Source organism: Desulfosporosinus metallidurans (assembly GCF_001936615.1).
GTDB lineage: Bacteria > Bacillota > Desulfitobacteriia > Desulfitobacteriales > Desulfitobacteriaceae > Desulfosporosinus > Desulfosporosinus metallidurans.
This window is the reverse complement of record NZ_MLBF01000014.1, coordinates 33039-52709: the sequence shown is the minus strand read 5'-3', so window position 1 is coordinate 52709 and position 19671 is coordinate 33039. Positions and strand designations below refer to the sequence as shown.

The following is a 19671-nucleotide window of genomic DNA, read 5'->3' as shown; positions in this document are numbered from 1 at the left end:
TCGGTCAGAATATATTAAGTTAATGCAGAACTATTAATCAAGGTGAATAGGGGGAATTATAAATGGGTTATCTCGTCCCAATGGTTGTAGAACAAACGAATCGTGGAGAGCGCTCCTACGACATTTACTCTCGTCTGCTCAAAGACCGTATCATTTTTCTCGGAGGGGCAATTGATGATGATGTGTCTAACCTTATCGTAGCGCAAATGCTCTTCCTTGAGGCCGAAGATCCTGAAAAGGATATCAATCTATATATTAACAGTCCCGGTGGTTCGATCACAGCGGGAATGGCCATCTATGACACCATGCAGTACATTCGGTCAGATGTTCGTACGATCTGTATCGGAATGGCGGCCAGCATGGGGGCATTCCTCTTGGCAGCGGGTACAAAAGGAAAAAGGGTCGCACTTCCCAACTCCGAAGTCTTGATTCACCAGCCATTGATCGGTGGGCACGGGCTCTCCGGGCAAGCAACAGAAATTGAAATTCATGCTAAACAGTTGCTCCGTACTAGGTCAAAGATGAACAAAATCCTTTCAGAGAGAACCGGGCAACCACTAGAAAGAATTGAAAAAGACACCGAGCGCGATTATTACATGACCGCTGATGAAGCCAAAGAATACGGTCTCGTCGACCAGGTTTTAGAAAAGGTTGAACCTACCGCGGAAAGTAAGAAGTAAGCAAATGAGAGTTAAATGACAAAACGCAAGGGCAATATGCGCTCTTGCGTTTTGTCATATCAATCAGAAAGTATAAATTTCAGGTGGGTCCCTTCTCGCCATCCATGGCTACAGGGACACTCGGCCATCCTTGGCCAGCGCATCAGTGCAACTAAGGCGACCGCCTTCGCAGGCTTGGCGTTAGCCAAGTTTTCTTTATAGGGTCAGATTTTCAAGGGCAGCGTATCTAAGAAATCATGGATGAATTCAAATCCTAGGCCTGCAAGGAACCATTCGGGGGCCATGCGGAGGGTGATATACCCATTAACGTTTAAGGGATCACTGTAGTGCCAAGGACAGTTTCCAAGAATCAAGGCAAGAATAATCCCGCTGGAAAATTCAATCGCCCAGATCGTGGCTAAATAGATGAGTCCGCGTATCCACCAAGGGTGAGACCGCAAGTAGTTGTGCAAGGGTTCAAGAAACACAGATAATCCATAAATAGGCAACATCACCAAGAAGGTCATCCCTTGCATGCTGAAATCTCCTTTAAGCAGGGAGGCCAAACCTGTATAGATGACCTCGAGGACAAGACCAATAATTCCGTAAATCAAAAAGCGTTTTAATGTTTTCATAGATTTTAGTATGGTTAGACAAAGTTTGAGCATACATCATTCGAACAGGAATGTTTTGGAAAAAAGAAGGTAATTGTCCCTCATTCGTCGAAATGATTTTCTGTTTGTAAAATAGGGAATTAGTCAGGTTGTTTTTCTATATACATAAAAAGACCTGTGAATTTTTGAGATAAAGGAGAGCGGAAGAAATGCGGAAAATTCGCAAAGCAGTGATACCGGCAGCTGGACTGGGAACCCGTTTTTTGCCAGCCACCAAGGCTCAACCAAAAGAGATGCTGCCTATTGTGGATAAACCAACCATCCAGTACATAGTTGAAGAGGCCATTCGGTCAGGAATCGAAGACATCATTATTGTCACGGGGCGTAATAAGCGAGCTATCGAAGACCATTTTGACCGCTCGATGGAACTAGAGGCCTTTCTGGAGAAAAATGCGAAAGATGAGCTTCTGGATTTGGTTCAGGATGTCGCACGAATGGCGGATATCTATTACGTTCGACAAAAAGAAGCGTTAGGCTTGGGACACGCAATCTATAGCGCTCGGAAATTCATCGGAAATGAACCATTCGCAGTCCTCTTGGGGGATGATGTCATCTATTCTGAAGTTCCTGCTCTCCGTCAAATGATGAATCAATACGAACGCTATGGAGCAAGTATGGTAGGGGTTCAGGAAGTGCCGCTCGAGGATACGTCCAAATACGGGATCGTGGATGGAGAGAGGTATGTAGATCGGCTTTATCGTGCCAAGAATATGGTGGAAAAGCCTCGCTCAGAGGATGCGCCTAACACTCGTTTAGCGATCATGGGACGGTATATCTTAAATCCCGAGATTTTTGATATCTTGGGTGTTCTTCCACCAGGGAAGGGTGGGGAGATCCAGCTCACAGATGGGATCAAGGAACTCGGTCGTTATCAGGAAATCCTAGCTTATGAATTCGAAGGACGGCGGTATGACGTTGGCGACAAGCTAGGCTTTGTGGAAGCGACCATCGATTACGCCTTGCGTCGAGGCGACATTTCGGAAGATCTAATGAACTATTTGAGAGAAGTCGTTCGGAAAGCAGATATTGACGGCTAGATCAAAACCTCACCCTACAACAAGGTGAGGTTTTTACTATATATTTTGGATATGCTGCTTAATCTTCGCGAAATTTATGTACCCTAAGTAATATCTTGGATTTTACCAGAAATTGAGGACGGAAAATAGGCCAAGCTTTACAGCAAAAGCGACACACTTTTCTCCTAATAATTGGTAAAATTTTAACGTAGCATCATGAAAAAATGATTTAAGGAGGGAAGAGAGCAATGAGACCAATGGACAAAAAGAGGATAGTAACTTTAGCAGGAACGTTAGTTCTAGCTGGTGCTGTTGTTGCCGCAGGGGTATATGGCCCCAGTGCCTGGAAGGTTTTTAGGCAACAAAGTTCCATCACGGACAAAGAAGTAGTCATTCAAACCCCTGCCGTTGATTCGATTGGGGCCCCAAAGAACAACGGCGCAATTGACACTGCACCAAATGGTACGGCACCACCAGGTACAGGTACATCTGGAGCGGCTCAGCCAACAGCTACAGCACCCACTACCATTAACACACCCCCCCAAGGAGAAACGGTTTCCAAAAGTAAATATAGGGAGCCGGACACCAAACTAATTGACCTAGCACCGTCTGTCGCCATGTTCTTCGGCGAGGCTGCTCTGAGCAATGATGCTAAGACATTAGTCTTTGGTTCAGCCTGGAACATCCATCAATATGTAGACGGTTATCTCTATGGGCCAGCAGCGGGTCCGCAGTTGAACGAACAAGACATTAAAAAGTATATTGTGTTCCATAAAACTCTCTTGGACAAGCAGTTTAAAAATGAAGCCAATGTTTCCAAAGCAGTAACCTTTACCGGTTATATAGATGTGCTTCTCAACAGTGGAATTGACGCGTTTGACTCCAAAGATAAAACGCGAATCGAACAGTTCCACCAAGGAATCCACGACCTAGATGCGCACATCTTACGCAATGATGTTAATTCTAAAGTCTACGGAGCAACGCCCTTTGCAACCAAACGGTAATAATTCAGGGCAACAGATAGTGCAATTGAACATAGGAATGAAATGGAGCTTAACTAGAGTAATGTTTACGCTAACAGATCCGTTGAATTATTTTCTAGGTGCAAAGGGCTTTTGTACTTATAGATAATTAGAGACATTGGACCAATGAAACGCTCGGAAAAGAGCAGTGAAACTTAGAATTGATATATAAATTTGATAAATGAAAAGGAATGATTGAGAAAAGTATAACTATAGTTAATAAATAATTGAATAGACAACTAAATCAGTAGACTGTGACCTTGTTTTACGAGGTTGAAAACTGAGATTAGTTGTTGCATTTTAAGTCCACAAAACTGAATAGAAAAGAGCAAGGCCTGCCTTAAAGGGACAGGCCTTGCTCTTTCTTTAACAGCCTGAAAGTGGATCAGATGATAAAAAAATCGCATGTCTAGAATCTTCTTGCACTGGCCAAACTAGTAATAAAATCCATTTAAAGGAGATTTTGGTCTTTATGCGTAAAATGAATTATTTTGTAGGTGCTCTGGCGTTAGCTCTCGGTGTATTAGTTGGAACCCTCGGCATGTCGTTGCTTACGAATTCGAGTTCCCCAGCGTCTTTTATCTCTAAACTACGTGGTCAAGACAAGGTACAAACGGTTTCCGGAATGCAAACCCCTTCAATTTTAAACACAGTTCCGGATAGTCTATCAACGTCAAATCCCGTAGGGCCAGAAAAGGATGTCCTATCCCTGGGGCAAAACGGAAGCAACAAGGATACGGCAGCGTTAAGTCAACTAAAACAACAAGTTATTACAGACTATAAGCAAGATATTGGAATCTTTTTCGGAGCTTGGAAATCAACGGATATGGAGAATTTCCGACTCAAATTAGCCAAAGCGTATACCGGAGACTTGTTCGAGAAACATGCACGACGAGCGGAGGAATATTTGGTTCAAGGCATAGGGCTCGATGTTAGTCAAATAACCTTTGACAGGGTCGACGTGGAAAGTGCCAATGAAAATACAGCCACACTACGTGCAGATTATCACTACACAGCCAGGGATTATAACTTAGCAGATGCCGCTACAGTCGGGGAAGAGCATGAGCAGACTGTACACGCTCGTGTCAATCTCTTGAAATTAAATTCACGCTGGATGATCACAGGGGAGAGTCCCATCCAATAGTATAGAGACGTTTGGTCATTAAGGGCTGCCTAGCATTTAGCTAAGCAGTCCTTTTTTATGCAAATGGCTAGAGTGTATGATAGACTAGACGAATGAACAATGAAATGATTCTTATAGGGCAAATATCTGAGATGTGACTAAAAAAGGGAGGAAATGATCGTGGGAACCGTCATGGGCTCTGAAGTCGAGCGTGTTAAATGGGTGGATATCTTAAAAGGCCTCGGAATTTTGACGGTCGTTTGGGGACATTCCGGAAGTCACAACTCGTTCTATATGTTTTGGTTTCATATGCCACTCTTTTTCTTGGTGAGTGGGTATCTCTACCGTTTCAAACCGCATCAAACATGGTTAGCTTATGTTCAGCGCAAAGCAACGCATTTGCTTGTCCCTTACTTCTTCTATTTATTGCTTTTAACGCTCATGATGGTTAGTGTCACTCTATGGAGAGGGCAATCTGTGGGACAATTTTTGAGTGGCAATTGGAAACCCTTCTTATTAGGCGGAAGTCTTTTGGAAGGCGTCTATGCGACGTTTTGGTTTACCACTTGCTTGTTTGTGACGCAAATCGCCTATGATTACTTATGTCGAAAAGTTTCCTCATCACTTTACAAAGCGCTCTTCGTGACAGGGTGTTTTTTCTTAGCCTACTGGGAATCTCGTTATTGGACGGGGGTGTTTGTTCCTTGGAATGCGGATGTTGGCCTATATGCCCTAGTTTTTTATGCTCTAGGTCATGTGATCAGGCAAGCGAAACTCTTGGAAATACCAAACCGCCGTAAGATAGTTTTTGGGTTATCCTTAGTGCTCTTCTTAGGGTTCATCTATCTCTATTCTCATCAAATCCTGGATTATGGGCTGGATATGAAACATCGCCAATATTATTATTTTGGGACTAATCTAATCGTTCCGCTGGTGCTTACCTTGCTTTTAAGTAAACTAAGCATGATTCTGGCCAAGTTTCCCTTTCTCAATGATGCGCTTATTCACTTAGGTAGGGCCGCCATGGTGATCATGTATTTGCATCTAGCATCCGGCTATATGGCTCGTCAGTTCATCGCGATCACGCCGCTGCGTTTCTTTGTCGTTGGGCTCCTGGGGCCTTTGGTTTTTTATAAGCTGGTTCAAGTTTTCCCATATGGAAGGTTTTTGGCATTGGGCGAGACTAAGGCAGGAGTTTCCAAAGCGAATTTTCCGAAGTCTAAGGATTTACCACTATAGATCTTAAGGCTTGAAAAGTAGGTTGGTTGAAGAGGAGTATCGGTTGAGCATGGAAGATAATAGAGTCGATCCGACGAAATTGGGCACAATCAAGGAAATTGACTATCTGCGGGGATTTGGCGTTTTAGCAGTCATCGCTATCCATACAACAGGCTATTTTACTGAAATACCGCGCTTTAATACCCTAGTCTTAATTAATTTATGGACGGACGTATTTTCTCAGTTTGCCGTGCCCTTATTTATTTTAATTTCAGGATTTGTCCTAGCTAAGAACTACCGATCTAAATTTTCCTTAAAGACGTTTTACCAGAAGAGAATACGCTCGATCATTCCTCAATACCTGATTTTTTCAGTGGCCTATACGGCCTTTAATAATTGGGGAGTTATGAGGAATAATCCCCTTAAAGCAAATCTTGTTCTCCTACTTAAGAATATCATTCATGCCGATGCCTCCTACCACTTATGGTTCTTCTCCATCATAATCCAGCTGTATATTTTCTATCCACTAATCATCAAAATCTACACGTTCTTCAAACAAAAAAACAAGGCCGAACTCTTGATGGCCATCTTATTAATCGTTCAAATCCTTTGGATGGAAGGGCTGCATACCCCTTATTTTGGAACTCTAAAAATCAACTTCATAGCCTATTTGTTCTACTTCGGAATGGGAATTTACAGTGGGGATCACTTTGAACATCTAAGAAATTCTGGGAAGAGTTTAACGCCCATCTTCTTAACGATATCGCTAGCTTTAACCTTAGGGGCAAGCTCTTTCATAATTATTGGTTTAACAATGGGTTATCGATACACGGATATTCCGGCTTATTTCTTTATCGGTCCAGAACTTATTTATCCTGTCCTCCGGATTTCGACCTTTTTATTGTTCTTTAATCTAGCCAGGAATCTTGTTGGACAAAGAAATGGCCTGGAAAAGGTTATTTCTAAGCTAGGGAATTACTCTTTTGGAATTTATCTCATTCATATTTTCTTTAACCAGTATGCTATTAAGTTCCTGAGGAACTATACTATTGATGATACTCATTGGATCTTCTATCCGGTCGTGTTTGGCGTGACTGTGATTTTAAGTTATCTAGCCGTAAGGCTGATGAGTTACCTTCCTTATAGCTACTATATTATCGGTCACAGGAGCAAGCCACAGTCTCATCGTTCGATTGTAAGGTTGTAAAGGCACGTAATTTGTAGTAAACTTTGAACGATAAGTTTACGGGCAGGTTCATTTTAGAAGGGGCTGAGCAGTGTGTCATTACGCAAACGAACATTGATTCTGATGCTGATTGATGCTATGTTGATCAACTTAGCAGCTTTCGGCAGTTTTTATTTACGCTTCGAAGGAGCCATCCCATTAGAGTATTATCAGACGTACTACCATACCGCTGCGGCGGCTACGATTCTTTATCTTGCAGTGTTTTATGTTTTTGGCTTATATAATCGTCTTTGGCAGTATGCGAGTACAGGGGAACTACTCTCCATTGTTTATGCTGTGACAGTCGGAACGGGTGGAACGGTTGCAGTAGTTTATGTTTACGGTTTGGTTAGGGCTGTGTATAGATTGCCTCATACTGCAGCTATGTTGCTTTGGCTAGCCATGGTCTTTTTGATCGGAGGATCTCGCTTTATCTGGCGAATTTTGCAGGAAAATGCCTTTGAACGTCACGTTCCAGGGTCGCAAAAGCAAGTCCTTATCGTGGGGGCTGGGGATGCAGGCGTGCTGGCAGCGCGAGAATTAAAAAATCGCAATTACCGAGATGGGCGCCCGATCGGGTTTATTGATGATAACGTTTCCAAACAGAAGTTACATTTACTGGGCATTCCGGTTTTGGGTACCCGGAAGGATATCAATCGCGTTGTCAAAGGACATAGTATTGATGAAGTCATCATAGCCATGCCTTCGGCTTCGGGCGAATCAGTTCGAGAAATCGTGCAAATTTGTGAAAAATCCGGGGTCGAGTTGAAGATTATGCCCGGTGTCTATGACATTATTAGTGGAGATATTAATGTCAACGCCATACGACAGGTTCAAGTGGAAGATTTACTGGGCAGAGACCCTGTTTCCGTTGATTTAGAGGAAGTAGCTGGATATGTAGCCGGAGAAACGGTGTTCATTACCGGAGCGGGGGGCTCCATCGGCTCGGAAATAAGCCGTCAGATTGCGAGATTTAATCCCGGAAAATTGGTTTTGCTCGGGCATGGTGAAAATACCATTTTTGACATCGAGCAGGAATTGCGCGCCGAGCACCCCAGCATCGACTACATAACAGAAATTGTGGATATTAAAGATCGAGAGAAAATAACCTTGATCTTTGAACGATACAAACCGGGCGTCGTCTTCCACGCTGCGGCCCATAAACATGTTCCTCTGATGGAACGTAATCCAGAAGAAGCATTGAAAAACAATATCGTCGGGACCCAGAATCTCGCAGAAGCGGCAGACAAAGTGAATGTAAAAACGTTTGTCTCCATCTCCACGGATAAAGCAGTCAATCCAACCAGTGTCATGGGGGCCACGAAACGTACCGTAGAGATGCTTATCCAGAACTTGGATCGCCGTTCGCAAACCAAGTTTGTAGCGGTAAGGTTTGGAAACGTTTTAGGGAGTAGAGGAAGTGTCATCCCGACCTTTAAGAAACAAATTGCTAAAGGGGGTCCGGTAACCGTCACTCATCCTGATATGGTGCGTTACTTTATGACGATTCCGGAAGCAGCTCAGCTGGTTATTCAAGCAGGGGCTATGGCTAAGGGTGGAGAAATATTTATCCTGGATATGGGGAAACCTGTAAAAATCGTGGATCTAGCCAAAGACTTAATTCGGCTTTCGGGTTTCGAGCCCGATGTCGATATTAAGATACAATTCACAGGAATTCGACCGGGAGAAAAACTCTTTGAAGAATTGTTGACGGCAGAAGAGGGAACAACGTCAACGAAACACAGCCGAATTTTTGTGGCTAAACCCAACCAAATCGACGTTGAACGTCTTGAAGAGCTGACACATATTATTCGAGAACGGGGCAGCTATTTAAAGCGAGATGAAGTCATTGAATTGTTGCAGACAGTTATTCCGACTTTTCGCAAGAAGACGGCCAAAGCAGTAGCTAATCATTAAGGGGGAAAACGTAGGATGATGACGGTAAAGAATGTTATTACAAGTAAAGATGTCGTTGCTCAGACTCTCAAAGGAAAAATAGAAAAGCACGAAGCACAAGTTGGGGTTATTGGTTTAGGATATGTAGGACTCCCTCTAGCCGTTGAAAAGGGAAAAGTGGGGTTTCCGGTTATTGGTTTCGATATTAATTCAGCCCGCGTTGACCGTGTGAATGCAGCAGACAATTATATCGGAGATGTCAAAGATGAGGATCTAAAAGATCTGGTGCAAAAGGGCCTGCTCGTGGCGACTACGGACTTTTCCCGCTTAGCGGAATGTGACGTCGTGATCATTTGTGTTCCCACGCCCTTGACGATTACTCGTGACCCAGATATCTCGTACATCCAGGCCTCAACAGAAGAGATCGTGAAACGCCTTCGCCCCGGACAGATCATCACCTTAGAAAGTACAACGTATCCCGGAACCACGGAAGAAGTCATTCTTCCTCTCTTGGAGAAAACGGGACTTAAGGTGGGGAAAGACTTCTTTCTCGCCTTCTCTCCGGAACGTGTGGACCCAGGCAACAAACGGTTTAGCACCAAAAACACCTCAAAAGTAGTTGGAGGGATGACCCCAATTTGCTTAGAGATTGCCTATACCCTTTATGTTCAAACGATTGCCAATGTTGTTCCCGTGTCTTCACCTGCCGCGGCAGAGTTGACTAAAGTCTTTGAAAATACCTATCGAGCCGTAAATATTGCGATGGTCAACGAATTGATGATGCTCTGTGATCGCATGGGCATTGATATCTGGGAAGTGGTTGAAGCTGCCGGAACAAAACCGTTTGGCATTCAAACCTTCTACCCAGGACCAGGCGTCGGTGGTCACTGTATTCCTATTGATCCGTTCTACCTTACTTGGAAAGCGCGTGAATACGATTTCCATACCCGCTTCATCGAACTTGCTGGGGAAGTTAATGTGGAAGTTTCTTATTACGTAGTCAACAAAGTGGTCAGAGCCTTAAATAGTGTGAATAAGAGTTTGAAAGACGCTGAGATTTTGGTCCTCGGGGTAGCCTACAAAAAGGATATTGACGACATGCGTGAATCACCAGCGTTGAAAATCATGGAACTCTTGCGCAAACAAGGAGCTAATATTGTGTATCATGACCCCTACATTCCAGTCATCGAGCCCCACGGCGGAAGTACTCTCCACCTAGAGAGTATTCCGTTGACGGATGAGGTGTTGACGAGTTCCGACGGCGTGTTGATCTTAACAGATCATACCGCAGTAGATTATGAACGAGTGGTTGGGAAGGCCAAACTGGTGGTGGATACTCGCAATGCCACGAAAGACGTCCAAGAGAATCGCGAGAAGATCATAAAAATTTAGGTGTTCGCGGAAGCAAGGGGACGGTTCTTGTGCTTCCTCAGGATTGGGTTTAAGGGGAATCAATAGATTCCCCTTGGAAGCAAAGGGACGGTTCTTGTGCTTCCTCCGGGATTGGGTTTAAGGGGAATCAATTAGATTCCCCTTAAATCTATAAAAATAAAGAAATCTACATGCCATGAGTCAAACATAGATCATTTAAAAATATAAAGAAAAGAGTTGTTGTACTGAGATGAGTGGAGAAAAAAAGATTCGTTTTGGGATCATTGGATGTGGGCGGATTGCCCCGAAACATGCGGAATCCATAGTAGCACTTCCAGAGGCTGAACTGGTAGCGGTCTGTGACATTGTGCCGGAATTGGCTCAAAATTTTGCGGATAAATACGGAGCAGAACCCTATACCGATTATCTGGAAATGCTCAAGAGGGCCGATATCGATGTCGTCACCATAGCGACTTCAAGCGGAATACATGCCGAAATTGGGATTGCCGCAGCCGAAGCCGGCAAGCATGTCCTCGTAGAAAAACCAATGGCCATGACCTTGAAAACCGCGGATGCTCTAATTGCGGCTTGCCGCAAAGCAGGCGTCAAATTAGGCGTTATTCACCAAAACCGTTTTAACGCCTCCATTAAACTCCTGCGCAAAGCCTTAGAGGATGGCCGTTTTGGCAAATTGACGCATGGACAAGCCACGGTTCGCTGGAATCGGAATGATAATTATTATACCCAAGCACCCTGGCGTGGGACAAAGCTCCAAGACGGCGGGGTCCTCATGAATCAATCCATTCATAATATTGACCTCTTACAGTGGACGTTTGGACCTGTGGAATCTGTCTTTGGATATACAGCGACCTTTATGCGCAAAATTGAAATGGAAGATATGGGTGCGGCGGTTATCAAGTTTAAAAGTGGTGCCATCGGACTTATTGAAGCAGCCTCAACCATTTATCCTAAAAACATCGAAGAGACTCTGAATGTCTTCGGAGAAACAGGATCAGTCATCGTCGGAGGGATTGCTGTCAACCGCATCGAAGTCTGGGAGTTGCCTGATAGTGTGGAAGAGAAAGAAGAGATCTTCGCCAGTCAGGAAGGGGATCCCCCGAACGTTTACGGCTTTGGACACAGAGAACTCATTTTGGATCTAATTCAGGCGATTCGAGAAGACAGGGAACCGGCCATTCCGGGAGAAGAGGGACGTAAGGCGCTGGAGATTATTCTGGCCATTTACAAGTGCCAGGAAACGAAGGAGCCGGTCGTGTTTCCGATGACGGTTGAGTAACGGAGAGTTCCGTTACAGCCGCTCCACCGTTACGCTCGCAGACCAAACTAAAGGCTAACCTGCTGGATGCAAGAAGCGGGGTTCCGCCAAATTCGACATCCGCTGGCCATGGATGGCCGAGTGTCGCCGGAACCAAGGATGGTGGCAGGCGACCTTGGATCCCGCCCCGCCGATGAAAGAGAGCAGGTTTGCCTAAGTTTGGTTATCTGCTCACGTAGAGGCATCGCTTGCCGTAATCGTAACTCTCCGGGCTTAGATTACGGGTCACGAGAAAGCATTCAAGCAAATTATCTCGTGAATTTAGAGATTACGTGATGAGTGATGCGAGAGTTGCGTTACCAACCGCTTGGCTACAACGTTTCTTGTGAGCCTGCAGGGAGTTTGATTTACAAAAGTGAACGACTCAAGCGAGTAGCTCACCAAACTTCGCGAGAAGGCAGCGGAGACGAGTTGGAAACAGGACGTTTCCAACCGGCAACTGAGCCAAGGACGGCGAATTGCCGGGAACTCGTCGGAGCGGGCGGCTTTGAGCGTTAGTTTGGTCTACGCAGCTTATGGAGCGAACGATGTAAATCAAAATCCACTGGACGGTCCATAACTCTTTAACTCTTCTGAAATGAGGTAAAAGTAATGACTGAAAATAATATACCACGCCAAATCCCCTCAAGTGCCACCGTGCCATCAAGCGTAACGATCGGGCCGTTTTGTGTGCTGGGAGAAAATGTCGTGCTGGGAGAAAATGTGGTCTTAGGAGTGGGGTGTGTTCTTGGTGACGGTGCTCGGGTTGGGACTGGAAGCGAGCTCGGGAACTATGTCACGGTCGGGACAGGGGGAATCATAGGGGCTCGCACCTGCATTGGAGATCACACCACGATTTACCCGCAAGCTGAGCTTGGTGAGGACGGCTTTTTTGGCAGCAACTCGTCGCTTGGACGTTTACCCAAGGCCGCAGCTACGAGTACGGTTAAAGCACATGCGGATTTGCCACCTCTTAGGATGGGGAATGGATGCACTGTTGGGTGCTCTGTTGTCCTCTATGCCGGGACGAGCTATGCCGACAACTCCTTTGTGGGAGACGGAGCAGTGGTGCGCGAGAGATGCTCGATCGGCCAGAATGTGGTTATAGGTAGCGGAGTGGCGGTCGAAAATGATACTAAGATCGGTGCGTTTACCAAGATCCAGACGGGGTCTTATATCACAGCTTATATGGAGATCGAAGAACGGGTGTTTATTGCGCCTATGGTCACCACGACGAATGATAATTATATGGGGCGCACTGAAAAACGCTTCAAATCAATCAAGGGTGCGACTATTCAACGTGGGGCTCGGGTTGGCGGTGGGGCTATCCTGTTGCCGGGCATAAAAGTTGCCCCAGAAACCTTTGTGGCGGCAGGGGCCTTGGTTACTAAAGATACTACGGAAAAACGTGTGGTTAAAGGGTTCCCGGCTAAAGAGGTTCGGGAGGTTCAGGAAGAGGAGCTTCTGCCCTAGGGGGGAAGTTTCTTAGTCCATCCCGGCATCTTGCCCATCCATGGCGATGCTCTTACCTCAAACGTCCTGTTTGAGTCATGGACAAGTCCCAATGCGTTTCTTCACGCCTCATCGTCTGCGCTCATTGACGCAATTCCGCTATCCGTGCTCTCTAAGCTAAGAAACTTCCTCTGACTTGGGGTCTACGGGGTGTGGAACGGTTCTGCGTGGCTGTTTGCGTCATATACGCAAAGGTGCTGTGTGCAAGTGAAGGTGCAAGTTCAAGAACCGTTTCCGACTTGCACGCGGAAGCGAGGGAAGTCAGGGAGGGAAGCAAGAGAACCGTCCCCTTGCTTCCAAAGAAAGGAGAAGATGAAATATGCGTATTCCGTTGTTAGATCTTAAGGCTCAGTATTTGAGCATCAAAGAGGAAATTGATCAAGCCATCATGAATGTGTTGGATTCTTCCGTGTTTATCCTTGGCCCAGAAATGAAGGCGTTAGAAAAGGAAATTGCGGCTTACTGTGGGACGAAGGATGCTGTCGCGGTGGGTAACGGTACGGATGCTTTGGTACTCACACTTAAGGCCTTTGGTATTGGACCGGGGGATGAAGTGATCACCACTCCATTTACGTTTTTCGCATCGGCGGAAACGATTGCTCAGGTGGGGGCAACGCCGGTATTCGTGGATATTGACCTCGTGACCTTGAACATGGATTTGACTCAGCTTGAGGAGAAAATAACGTCCAGAACTAAAGCGATTATTCCGGTACATATTTTTGGTCAGATGGTTGATGTTGAGCGAGTGATGGAAATCGCTGCGCGCCATGACTTGAAAGTCATTGAAGACGCTGCTCAAGCGATTGGGTCCGAGTATCGGGGAAAAAGGGCGGGCTCTATTGCCCATGCCTCAACGTTTAGCTTTTTTCCAACCAAAAATTTAGGGGCCTATGGGGACGCTGGGATGATTGTCACCAATGATGCAGACCTAGCTTCGCAGCTGCGCATGCTTCGTTTTCATGGGTGCAAAACGAAATATTATCATGATGAAATTGGCTATAACAGTCGCCTCGATGAAGTTCAAGCAGCGATTTTAAGAGTCAAGTTACGACATCTCGACAATTGGAATGAAGGCCGTCGAGAAAAGGCCAAGGTTTATGACGAACTTCTGGCCGATGCAGCGCTTCAACTACCGGGTCGCGATCCCTTGGCGACACCTATTTATCATTTATATGTCCTCCGATCAGAGGAACGAAACGTCCTGATGGAGCGTTTAACTGCTGGTGGAGTAGCTAATGCTATCTATTATCCTGTTCCACTCCACTTACAAAAAGCCTTTCGTACCCTCGGCTACAAAGTTGGAGATTTCCCTGTTGCAGAAAAAGCTTGTGAACAAGCCCTTGCGATACCGTGTTACCCTGAATTAAGCCTCGAACAACAACGAGAGATTGCGACCTTAGTTAAAGGTTAGGAAAACGAGGAGGAAAAAGATGTTCTGGAACACAGGGATTACTCGCACTAACTCAAATAAATTGATGCTCATAATCGCTGTCATGCTGTCCGCAATGCTTCTGCCTTCGTTTGAAATCCGATCGAGTTTGCCACGTGTTCGGTTGGATGATGCGCTTATTTTTGGAGCATTTGCTCTCAACCTTCTCCTCGGGTTGATACACCGGACGCGTCCGGTGGACGACTTCGGATTCTCTTTTGAGGAGGGACAGAGCAGGGGCTTGCGGGCAGTAAATAAAGTTTTCTTGTTTTTCTTAGCATCGATCATTGTTTCGAATGTGTTTGCCTTGGTTTTCTTAAAAATGCCCTTCGGTGTCCGGGATGCCATGGAGGGAGTGACACTTGCTAAATATTACTTGGCAATCACCCTAGCCCTATCTTTGGACTTGCATGAAGGGGAATTCGAGGGGTTAAGGAACGCATTTCTCGTGGGGCTGGGCATAATTATGTTACTTTCGTGGAGTCAATTTTTGAATCTAGCCAATGTCAATGCCTGGCTAACACCTTTCTTTGCCCTGTCTCACTTGGATAACCTAGTGAATGCTAACCCGCCTCGCGTCTTAGGGACCTTTGATAATCCAAATGTCATGGGTATCGTGTCCGTCCTGATTATGACTTTGTTCGTAACCTGGTTTTATTTTCAGAGAAACGATCGAACAAAAGCTGCGATCTTTTTTGTAGCGACAGGGCTAACGATAAAACTGACGTTTATGACCATTTCGCGTACTGCTCTTTTAGCGACAGCAGTAGCACTCACCTTTCTAAGTCTCTGGGGCCTGTTTAAATTCCATTGGAACAAGGGCATTCTACTTAAAGTTGGGTTGCTGGCTATGTTAACCTTGGCGATATTTTTCACCTCGCCGCGAGATTTTACGGCTCGGATGAATGAAGGGACCGATATTAAGACAAGCACATCGGCGCAAGGACATATTTTGCGGGCGGGAAGTGCCTTCGTATTCATAAAACAGTCGCCGATCTTAGGTTGGGGTACGGCCAAGGACACTATGACCACTCTCGTAGATGATGAGTATGCCTTGGTGACTCGTCGTTATGGTGTTATCGGGTTAGCCTTTTATCTTTGGCTTTTTCTCCGGCCGGCTCTTGCAGCCCTTCGGAGGGGAAGATTATTGAATCCCTATGCCTTCGAATATGGGATACGGGAAGCTAAAACCTTACTTTCCATCGCTTTTGTGGCAGCTACGCTTGTGATACTTGTGTATAATATTACCGCAGGGGCTTTCTACAATCTTCAGTTAATGACCCTGGTTGCCCTTTTCATGGGTTTAATTTACAGAACAGAAGGGGAAAGCGATTGAAAGCTTGTATCTTAACGACAGCACATTCGCCCTTTGATGAGCGCATTTTTCATAAGGAAGGTAAAAGCTTGGCGGAAGCGGGTTATGACGTAGTCATCGTGGCCCCTTATGAACGATCTGAACTAAAAGAAGGGATTCGGATCGAGGCGGTCACACCGCTTTCTTCCAGGATGGATCGGATTTGGCGAATCAAGGATATCTACCGAGCAGCACTTCAGGAAAAGGCGGACATCTATCACTTTCATGATCCGGACTTGATTCCTGTGGCACTCTGGTTGAGTCGTAAACATCATAAACCCGTGGTTTACGATGTCCATGAATATTATGGAGATAGCCTTCTTACGCGCTATTGGCTGCCAAGACCATTTCGGAAATTTGTGGCGAAGAATGTGGATCGAGTCGAAAAATGGGCAGCACGCTCCTTTGCTGGCATTATTACCGTGAACAGTCACATGGCGGAGCTTTTTCGCAGGGAAAACTCGGAAGGGGAAATCTTACATAACTACCCTCTCAAGAAACAGTTTGATTTTCCACGTCCCGAGAACGTAAAACCTCCGGTTATTTTATACCTAGGAGGGATTAACCGAGAACGGGGTTTGGAAGTTATCTTGCGTGCTATGTCCACAGTGAGAGAAAAATACCCTGAAGCAGTGTGTGAGCTCGTAGGCCCAGCTGAGACTACGGATTTGGGTCCGGAATTTTCGGATCTCACCCCCTGGTTAGAACAGGGAAATGTTCGATTAAGAGGGAAGGTCCCTTATGAGCTGGTGCCTGAAATCTTAGCAAAGAGTTCGATCGCCTTGGTTCCCTTACTCCCAACGTTGAACTATCAAAAGGCGATCCCGGTAAAACTTTTAGAATACATGGCAGCAGGTCTTCCCGTGGTTGGCTCCCGTTTTGGCTATATCGAAGAGATCATTGCCAAGAATCAGTGCGGCCTACTCACTGAGCCGGGTGATCCGGAGAGCCTGTCTCGTGATATTTGTGCTTTATTAGAGAACCCGGAACGAGCCTTAAACTATGGCCAAAATGGGTGGGACGCTTTCCAACGGGAGTATACTTGGGAAAAAGAACAAGGCAAACTCTTAAGACTATATGAACGAATCTTGGCAGCGAGGTAGGCCAAACGATGCGTGTTTTAATACTTTCTCATATGTATCCAAATGAAGTTTCTCCCTTAGGTGGGATCTTCGTCCGCCAACAGGCTGTCGCTTTAGCAAAACTTGGCGTAGAAGTGACCGTCGTCGCTCCAGTTCCTTGGGTCCCAGGCTTCATGGCTGGACGAGGAAAATGGGGTGGCTACCCCTCGGTTCCTCTAGAAGAACACCCGGATGGGTTTCCAGTCTTTCATCCACGGGTTCTCGAATTTCCCCGCTCCCTCTTTTTTGAATACTACCCTCAAACCTATGCTCACGGGATAGAAAAGGTTTTCACAGAACAAATCGCCCGAGGGGTTGATCTTATCCACGCCCACGTCGCTCATCCAGATGGAGCAGCGGCTTTGAAATTTGGCCTGAAGTACAACATTCCAGTGGTGGTTACAATTCATGGTCAGGATTTTGCGTACACGCTGAACCGCAGTCGCACCTGTGCCGAGAGCGTCCGGGCAACCCTTAAAGGTGCCTCGGGAGTTATCTTGGTAAGCGAGAAGCTTAAAAAACAGTACGGCCTGGAAACTTGGGCGGATCAGCTGGCCAAGTATAAGGTTATTTATAACGGCGTGGATTTGAACGACGTGGTTCAAGAGCTTGAACATAAGACATCCCGTCGGCGTCTCCTGACGGTTGGGTTCTTACGCCCAGATAAAGGGCATGCTGTGGTTATAAAGGCGCTCCCCGAACTTATCCGCGAATTTCCCGACCTAGAATACCGAATCGTGGGGGACGGGACGGAACGGCAAGCGTTGGAGGCGCTTACTATAGAGTTAGGCTTAAGAGAGTATGTCGTGTTCTTGGGAAGCTTACCCCATCACGATGCCATGCGTGAAATGGCTAAGTGTGAGGTATTTGTCTTGCCGAGTTGGAAGGAAGCCTTTGGAGTCGTGTATTTAGAGGCAATGGCTCACGGTAAGCCCATTATAGGCACGAGCGGTGAAGGAATCGCCGAGATTCTTGATCAGGAAGACGTTGGTATCGCTGTTCCGCTTAAGGATGTCGACGCCATCGCTAAGGGGATTCAGGAGCTCTTCAGACATCCTGATCGCGCGAAGGAAATGGGGGTCCGAGGGAAAGAACTCGTCACCCATAAATTTACCTGGCAGTACAACGCCCAGAAGACGCTAGAAGTCTATCAGGAGGTAATCATGTCAGGTTACACAGATTAATGACTGAAAAACACTATTCAGGGCAGAGTTAGAAAGGAGAACCCCAGTGGAGCTTCGTTTAGTCCTTAAGAATGCTGCCGCCTTAAGCGTAGCCAGTGTGCTTTCCAAAGCGATTGCCGCTGTTGTGGGAATCTCGGTCGCTCGGTACTTAGGACCGGAAACGTATGGAGAATACAACGTAGCCCTCGCTTTTGTCAGTACGTTTATCCTCTTTGCGGATTTTGGTTTGAGTAATTACATGGTCCAAGAGGGGTCTCGAGATGAAGGAGTTTTACCGCTTTATTTAGGGAATACCCTTTTATTTAAGGTGTTCTCCTCTCTGGCCATCTACGCACTTATGCTGGTTTTAATGCCCTCAAGTTATAGTCAGTCGATTCGGAGCATGATCATCGTTTTTGGACTGGCCAGTGGGTTAAATGCTCTAGACAGCACGGTTTATAATTATTTTCAGGCCAAACAACAAATGTATTACGCCGCTGTATATCAGTTCCTGTCCACCTTTCTCATTGGGGCACTGACAATCCTGGTTGTGCTTATGAAAGGCAATGTGGTGATGATCTCCGTTTCCCAATGCGTGACGGCAGTTCTGATTTCGTTCATGCTCTATGTCCACATACGGCGTGACCTCCGCCTGGAATATAATCTACGCCATCTAATCAAGATGATCAAACGGGGACTGCCCTACGGGATTGCAGTCATCTTTTTGTATGTCTATTTCCAGATTGACATGTTCATGCTTTCCCTGATGCGCCCTCCCTTAGAAGTAGGAATCTATTCGGCAGCTTATCGCTTAATTTCCATTCTCTTATTTATTCCTGGAATTTTGACAAGTGTGCTTTATCCAATCTTATTCCAGCTCGGAGTGGAGAGTCAGGAGAAACATCGTGGTACCATAGAAAAAATCTTCAAAGTCCTGAGTGCTGTCGGGATTCCTGGCAGTGTCCTATTATTTGTGTTAGCCGATCCTCTGCTGACGTGGCTTTACAACAATCGTTTTCCACAATCAATCCCGATCATGATGATTTTAAGCTGGTTTTTTGCCTTGGAATGCTTGAGTTTCTCCCTAGGAGATGTATTGACAACGACAAATCGGCAATGGACCCGGGCCTGGATTCAGGGAAGTGCCGCTTTATTAAATATAGCCATCAATTTATATGCCATACCTCGTTATGGAATTTATGGGGCGAGTGTGGCGACCCTTATCACTGAACTATTCGTGTTTGTCATGTACTACTGGATCGTGCGGCGGCAAGTTTATAAAGTCCAAACTTGGCGGCAACTTCCTGTCATCGTTTTCGCTGCCATAGTCATGGCCCTTGCAGCTTATTTCTTGCGCCATTTTCATCCGCTGGTCTCTGCGGGTATTGCGGGGATCCTTTACCTCGTTATCTTGATTGCCCTAGATGACGATTTTAAACGCATTGGTGGGTATGTTTTGCGCCAAGGAACTCTTCGCTTTAAAACAAGGAGTTAGGATAATAATTAAGCGTTGAAGCTTACAGTGATCGAGTAAAACGTATAAGAACAAATTAAGACAAATTGAGAACAGGTT

Annotated in this window: 18 protein-coding genes; 17 read left to right on the top strand and 1 reads right to left on the bottom strand. The window is 45.8% G+C overall.

Annotation, left to right across the window (positions count from 1 at the left end):
• Nucleotides 1-62: 62 nt before the first annotated feature.
• Nucleotides 63-680, top strand: coding sequence for an ATP-dependent Clp endopeptidase proteolytic subunit ClpP (clpP, locus tag DSOL_RS11095; protein ID WP_075364920.1), 618 nt, complete (start codon nt 63-65; stop codon nt 678-680).
• Between the two features lie 203 nt (nt 681-883).
• Here clpP and DSOL_RS11090 read toward each other — a convergent pair whose 3' ends face one another.
• Complete coding sequence (locus DSOL_RS11090) at nt 884-1294, bottom strand: putative ABC transporter permease (RefSeq protein WP_075364919.1); 411 nt, start codon at nt 1292-1294, stop codon at nt 884-886.
• Between the two features lie 188 nt (nt 1295-1482).
• Between DSOL_RS11090 and galU the strand changes: the two genes are divergently transcribed.
• The 16 genes from galU (at nt 1483) to DSOL_RS11015 (ending at nt 19593) form a co-directional block, all read left to right on the top strand.
• The gene (gene galU, locus DSOL_RS11085; RefSeq protein ID WP_075364918.1) at nt 1483-2370 is read left to right on the top strand and encodes a UTP--glucose-1-phosphate uridylyltransferase GalU; all 888 of its coding nucleotides are present in this window, start codon (nt 1483-1485) and stop codon (nt 2368-2370) included.
• Between the two features lie 227 nt (nt 2371-2597).
• Entirely contained in the window at nt 2598-3353 is a 756-nt protein-coding gene (locus DSOL_RS11080; protein WP_075364917.1) for a hypothetical protein, read from the top strand.
• 490 nt (nt 3354-3843) lie between these two features.
• Entirely contained in the window at nt 3844-4515 is a 672-nt protein-coding gene (locus DSOL_RS11075) for a hypothetical protein (RefSeq protein WP_083642481.1), read from the top strand.
• 159 nt (nt 4516-4674) lie between these two features.
• Nucleotides 4675-5733, top strand: coding sequence for an acyltransferase family protein (locus DSOL_RS11070; RefSeq protein ID WP_075364915.1), 1059 nt, complete (start codon nt 4675-4677; stop codon nt 5731-5733).
• A 49-nt stretch (nt 5734-5782) separates the two neighbouring features.
• Nucleotides 5783-6919, top strand: a complete 1137-nt coding sequence (locus DSOL_RS11065; RefSeq protein WP_075364914.1) for an acyltransferase — start codon at nt 5783-5785, stop codon at nt 6917-6919.
• Between the two features lie 72 nt (nt 6920-6991).
• On the top strand, nt 6992-8854 hold the full coding sequence (locus DSOL_RS11060) for a polysaccharide biosynthesis protein (RefSeq protein WP_139314450.1): 1863 nt from the start codon (nt 6992-6994) through the stop codon (nt 8852-8854).
• 15 nt (nt 8855-8869) lie between these two features.
• The gene (locus DSOL_RS11055) at nt 8870-10225 is read left to right on the top strand and encodes a nucleotide sugar dehydrogenase (protein ID WP_075364913.1); all 1356 of its coding nucleotides are present in this window, start codon (nt 8870-8872) and stop codon (nt 10223-10225) included.
• Nucleotides 10226-10454: 229 nt separating this feature from the next.
• Nucleotides 10455-11501, top strand: a complete 1047-nt coding sequence (locus DSOL_RS11050; protein ID WP_075364912.1) for a Gfo/Idh/MocA family protein — start codon at nt 10455-10457, stop codon at nt 11499-11501.
• A gap of 66 nt (nt 11502-11567) precedes the next feature.
• Complete coding sequence (locus DSOL_RS27240; RefSeq protein WP_139314449.1) at nt 11568-11816, top strand: hypothetical protein; 249 nt, start codon at nt 11568-11570, stop codon at nt 11814-11816.
• Nucleotides 11817-11831: 15 nt separating this feature from the next.
• Nucleotides 11832-12038, top strand: a complete 207-nt coding sequence (locus DSOL_RS27925; RefSeq protein ID WP_170871491.1) for a hypothetical protein — start codon at nt 11832-11834, stop codon at nt 12036-12038.
• A gap of 93 nt (nt 12039-12131) precedes the next feature.
• On the top strand, nt 12132-12992 hold the full coding sequence (locus DSOL_RS11040; protein WP_075364910.1) for an N-acetyltransferase: 861 nt from the start codon (nt 12132-12134) through the stop codon (nt 12990-12992).
• Nucleotides 12993-13350: 358 nt separating this feature from the next.
• The gene (locus DSOL_RS11035; RefSeq protein WP_075364909.1) at nt 13351-14442 is read left to right on the top strand and encodes a DegT/DnrJ/EryC1/StrS family aminotransferase; all 1092 of its coding nucleotides are present in this window, start codon (nt 13351-13353) and stop codon (nt 14440-14442) included.
• A 19-nt stretch (nt 14443-14461) separates the two neighbouring features.
• A complete protein-coding gene (locus DSOL_RS11030; protein WP_075364908.1) occupies nt 14462-15796 on the top strand; it encodes an O-antigen ligase family protein in 1335 nt (444 codons plus the stop codon).
• The gene (locus tag DSOL_RS11025; RefSeq protein ID WP_075364907.1) at nt 15793-16917 is read left to right on the top strand and encodes a glycosyltransferase family 4 protein; all 1125 of its coding nucleotides are present in this window, start codon (nt 15793-15795) and stop codon (nt 16915-16917) included. Before DSOL_RS11030 ends, DSOL_RS11025 begins: the two co-directional genes overlap by 4 nt.
• A gap of 8 nt (nt 16918-16925) precedes the next feature.
• Nucleotides 16926-18119: a glycosyltransferase gene (locus DSOL_RS11020; RefSeq protein ID WP_075364906.1), complete on the top strand. Its 1194-nt coding sequence runs from the start codon at nt 16926-16928 to the stop codon at nt 18117-18119.
• 46 nt (nt 18120-18165) lie between these two features.
• A complete protein-coding gene (locus DSOL_RS11015) occupies nt 18166-19593 on the top strand; it encodes a flippase (RefSeq protein WP_075364905.1) in 1428 nt (475 codons plus the stop codon).
• Nucleotides 19594-19671 lie beyond the last annotated feature (78 nt).

Bases quoted from the DNA above. Each gene is read 5' to 3' on its own strand.
- clpP (WP_075364920.1), top strand. From the start codon at position 63: ATGGGTTATCTCGTCCCAATGGTTGTAGAACAAACGAATCGTGGAGAG.
- DSOL_RS11090 (WP_075364919.1), bottom strand. From the start codon at position 1,294: ATGAAAACATTAAAACGCTTTTTGATTTACGGAATTATTGGTCTTGTC.
- galU (WP_075364918.1), top strand. From the start codon at position 1,483: ATGCGGAAAATTCGCAAAGCAGTGATACCGGCAGCTGGACTGGGAACC.
- DSOL_RS11080 (WP_075364917.1), top strand. From the start codon at position 2,598: ATGAGACCAATGGACAAAAAGAGGATAGTAACTTTAGCAGGAACGTTA.
- DSOL_RS11075 (WP_083642481.1), top strand. From the start codon at position 3,844: ATGCGTAAAATGAATTATTTTGTAGGTGCTCTGGCGTTAGCTCTCGGT.
- DSOL_RS11065 (WP_075364914.1), top strand. From the start codon at position 5,783: ATGGAAGATAATAGAGTCGATCCGACGAAATTGGGCACAATCAAGGAA.
- DSOL_RS11055 (WP_075364913.1), top strand. From the start codon at position 8,870: ATGATGACGGTAAAGAATGTTATTACAAGTAAAGATGTCGTTGCTCAG.
- DSOL_RS11050 (WP_075364912.1), top strand. From the start codon at position 10,455: ATGAGTGGAGAAAAAAAGATTCGTTTTGGGATCATTGGATGTGGGCGG.
- DSOL_RS27240 (WP_139314449.1), top strand. From the start codon at position 11,568: ATGCAAGAAGCGGGGTTCCGCCAAATTCGACATCCGCTGGCCATGGAT.
- DSOL_RS11040 (WP_075364910.1), top strand. From the start codon at position 12,132: ATGACTGAAAATAATATACCACGCCAAATCCCCTCAAGTGCCACCGTG.
- DSOL_RS11035 (WP_075364909.1), top strand. From the start codon at position 13,351: ATGCGTATTCCGTTGTTAGATCTTAAGGCTCAGTATTTGAGCATCAAA.
- DSOL_RS11030 (WP_075364908.1), top strand. From the start codon at position 14,462: ATGTTCTGGAACACAGGGATTACTCGCACTAACTCAAATAAATTGATG.
- DSOL_RS11020 (WP_075364906.1), top strand. From the start codon at position 16,926: ATGCGTGTTTTAATACTTTCTCATATGTATCCAAATGAAGTTTCTCCC.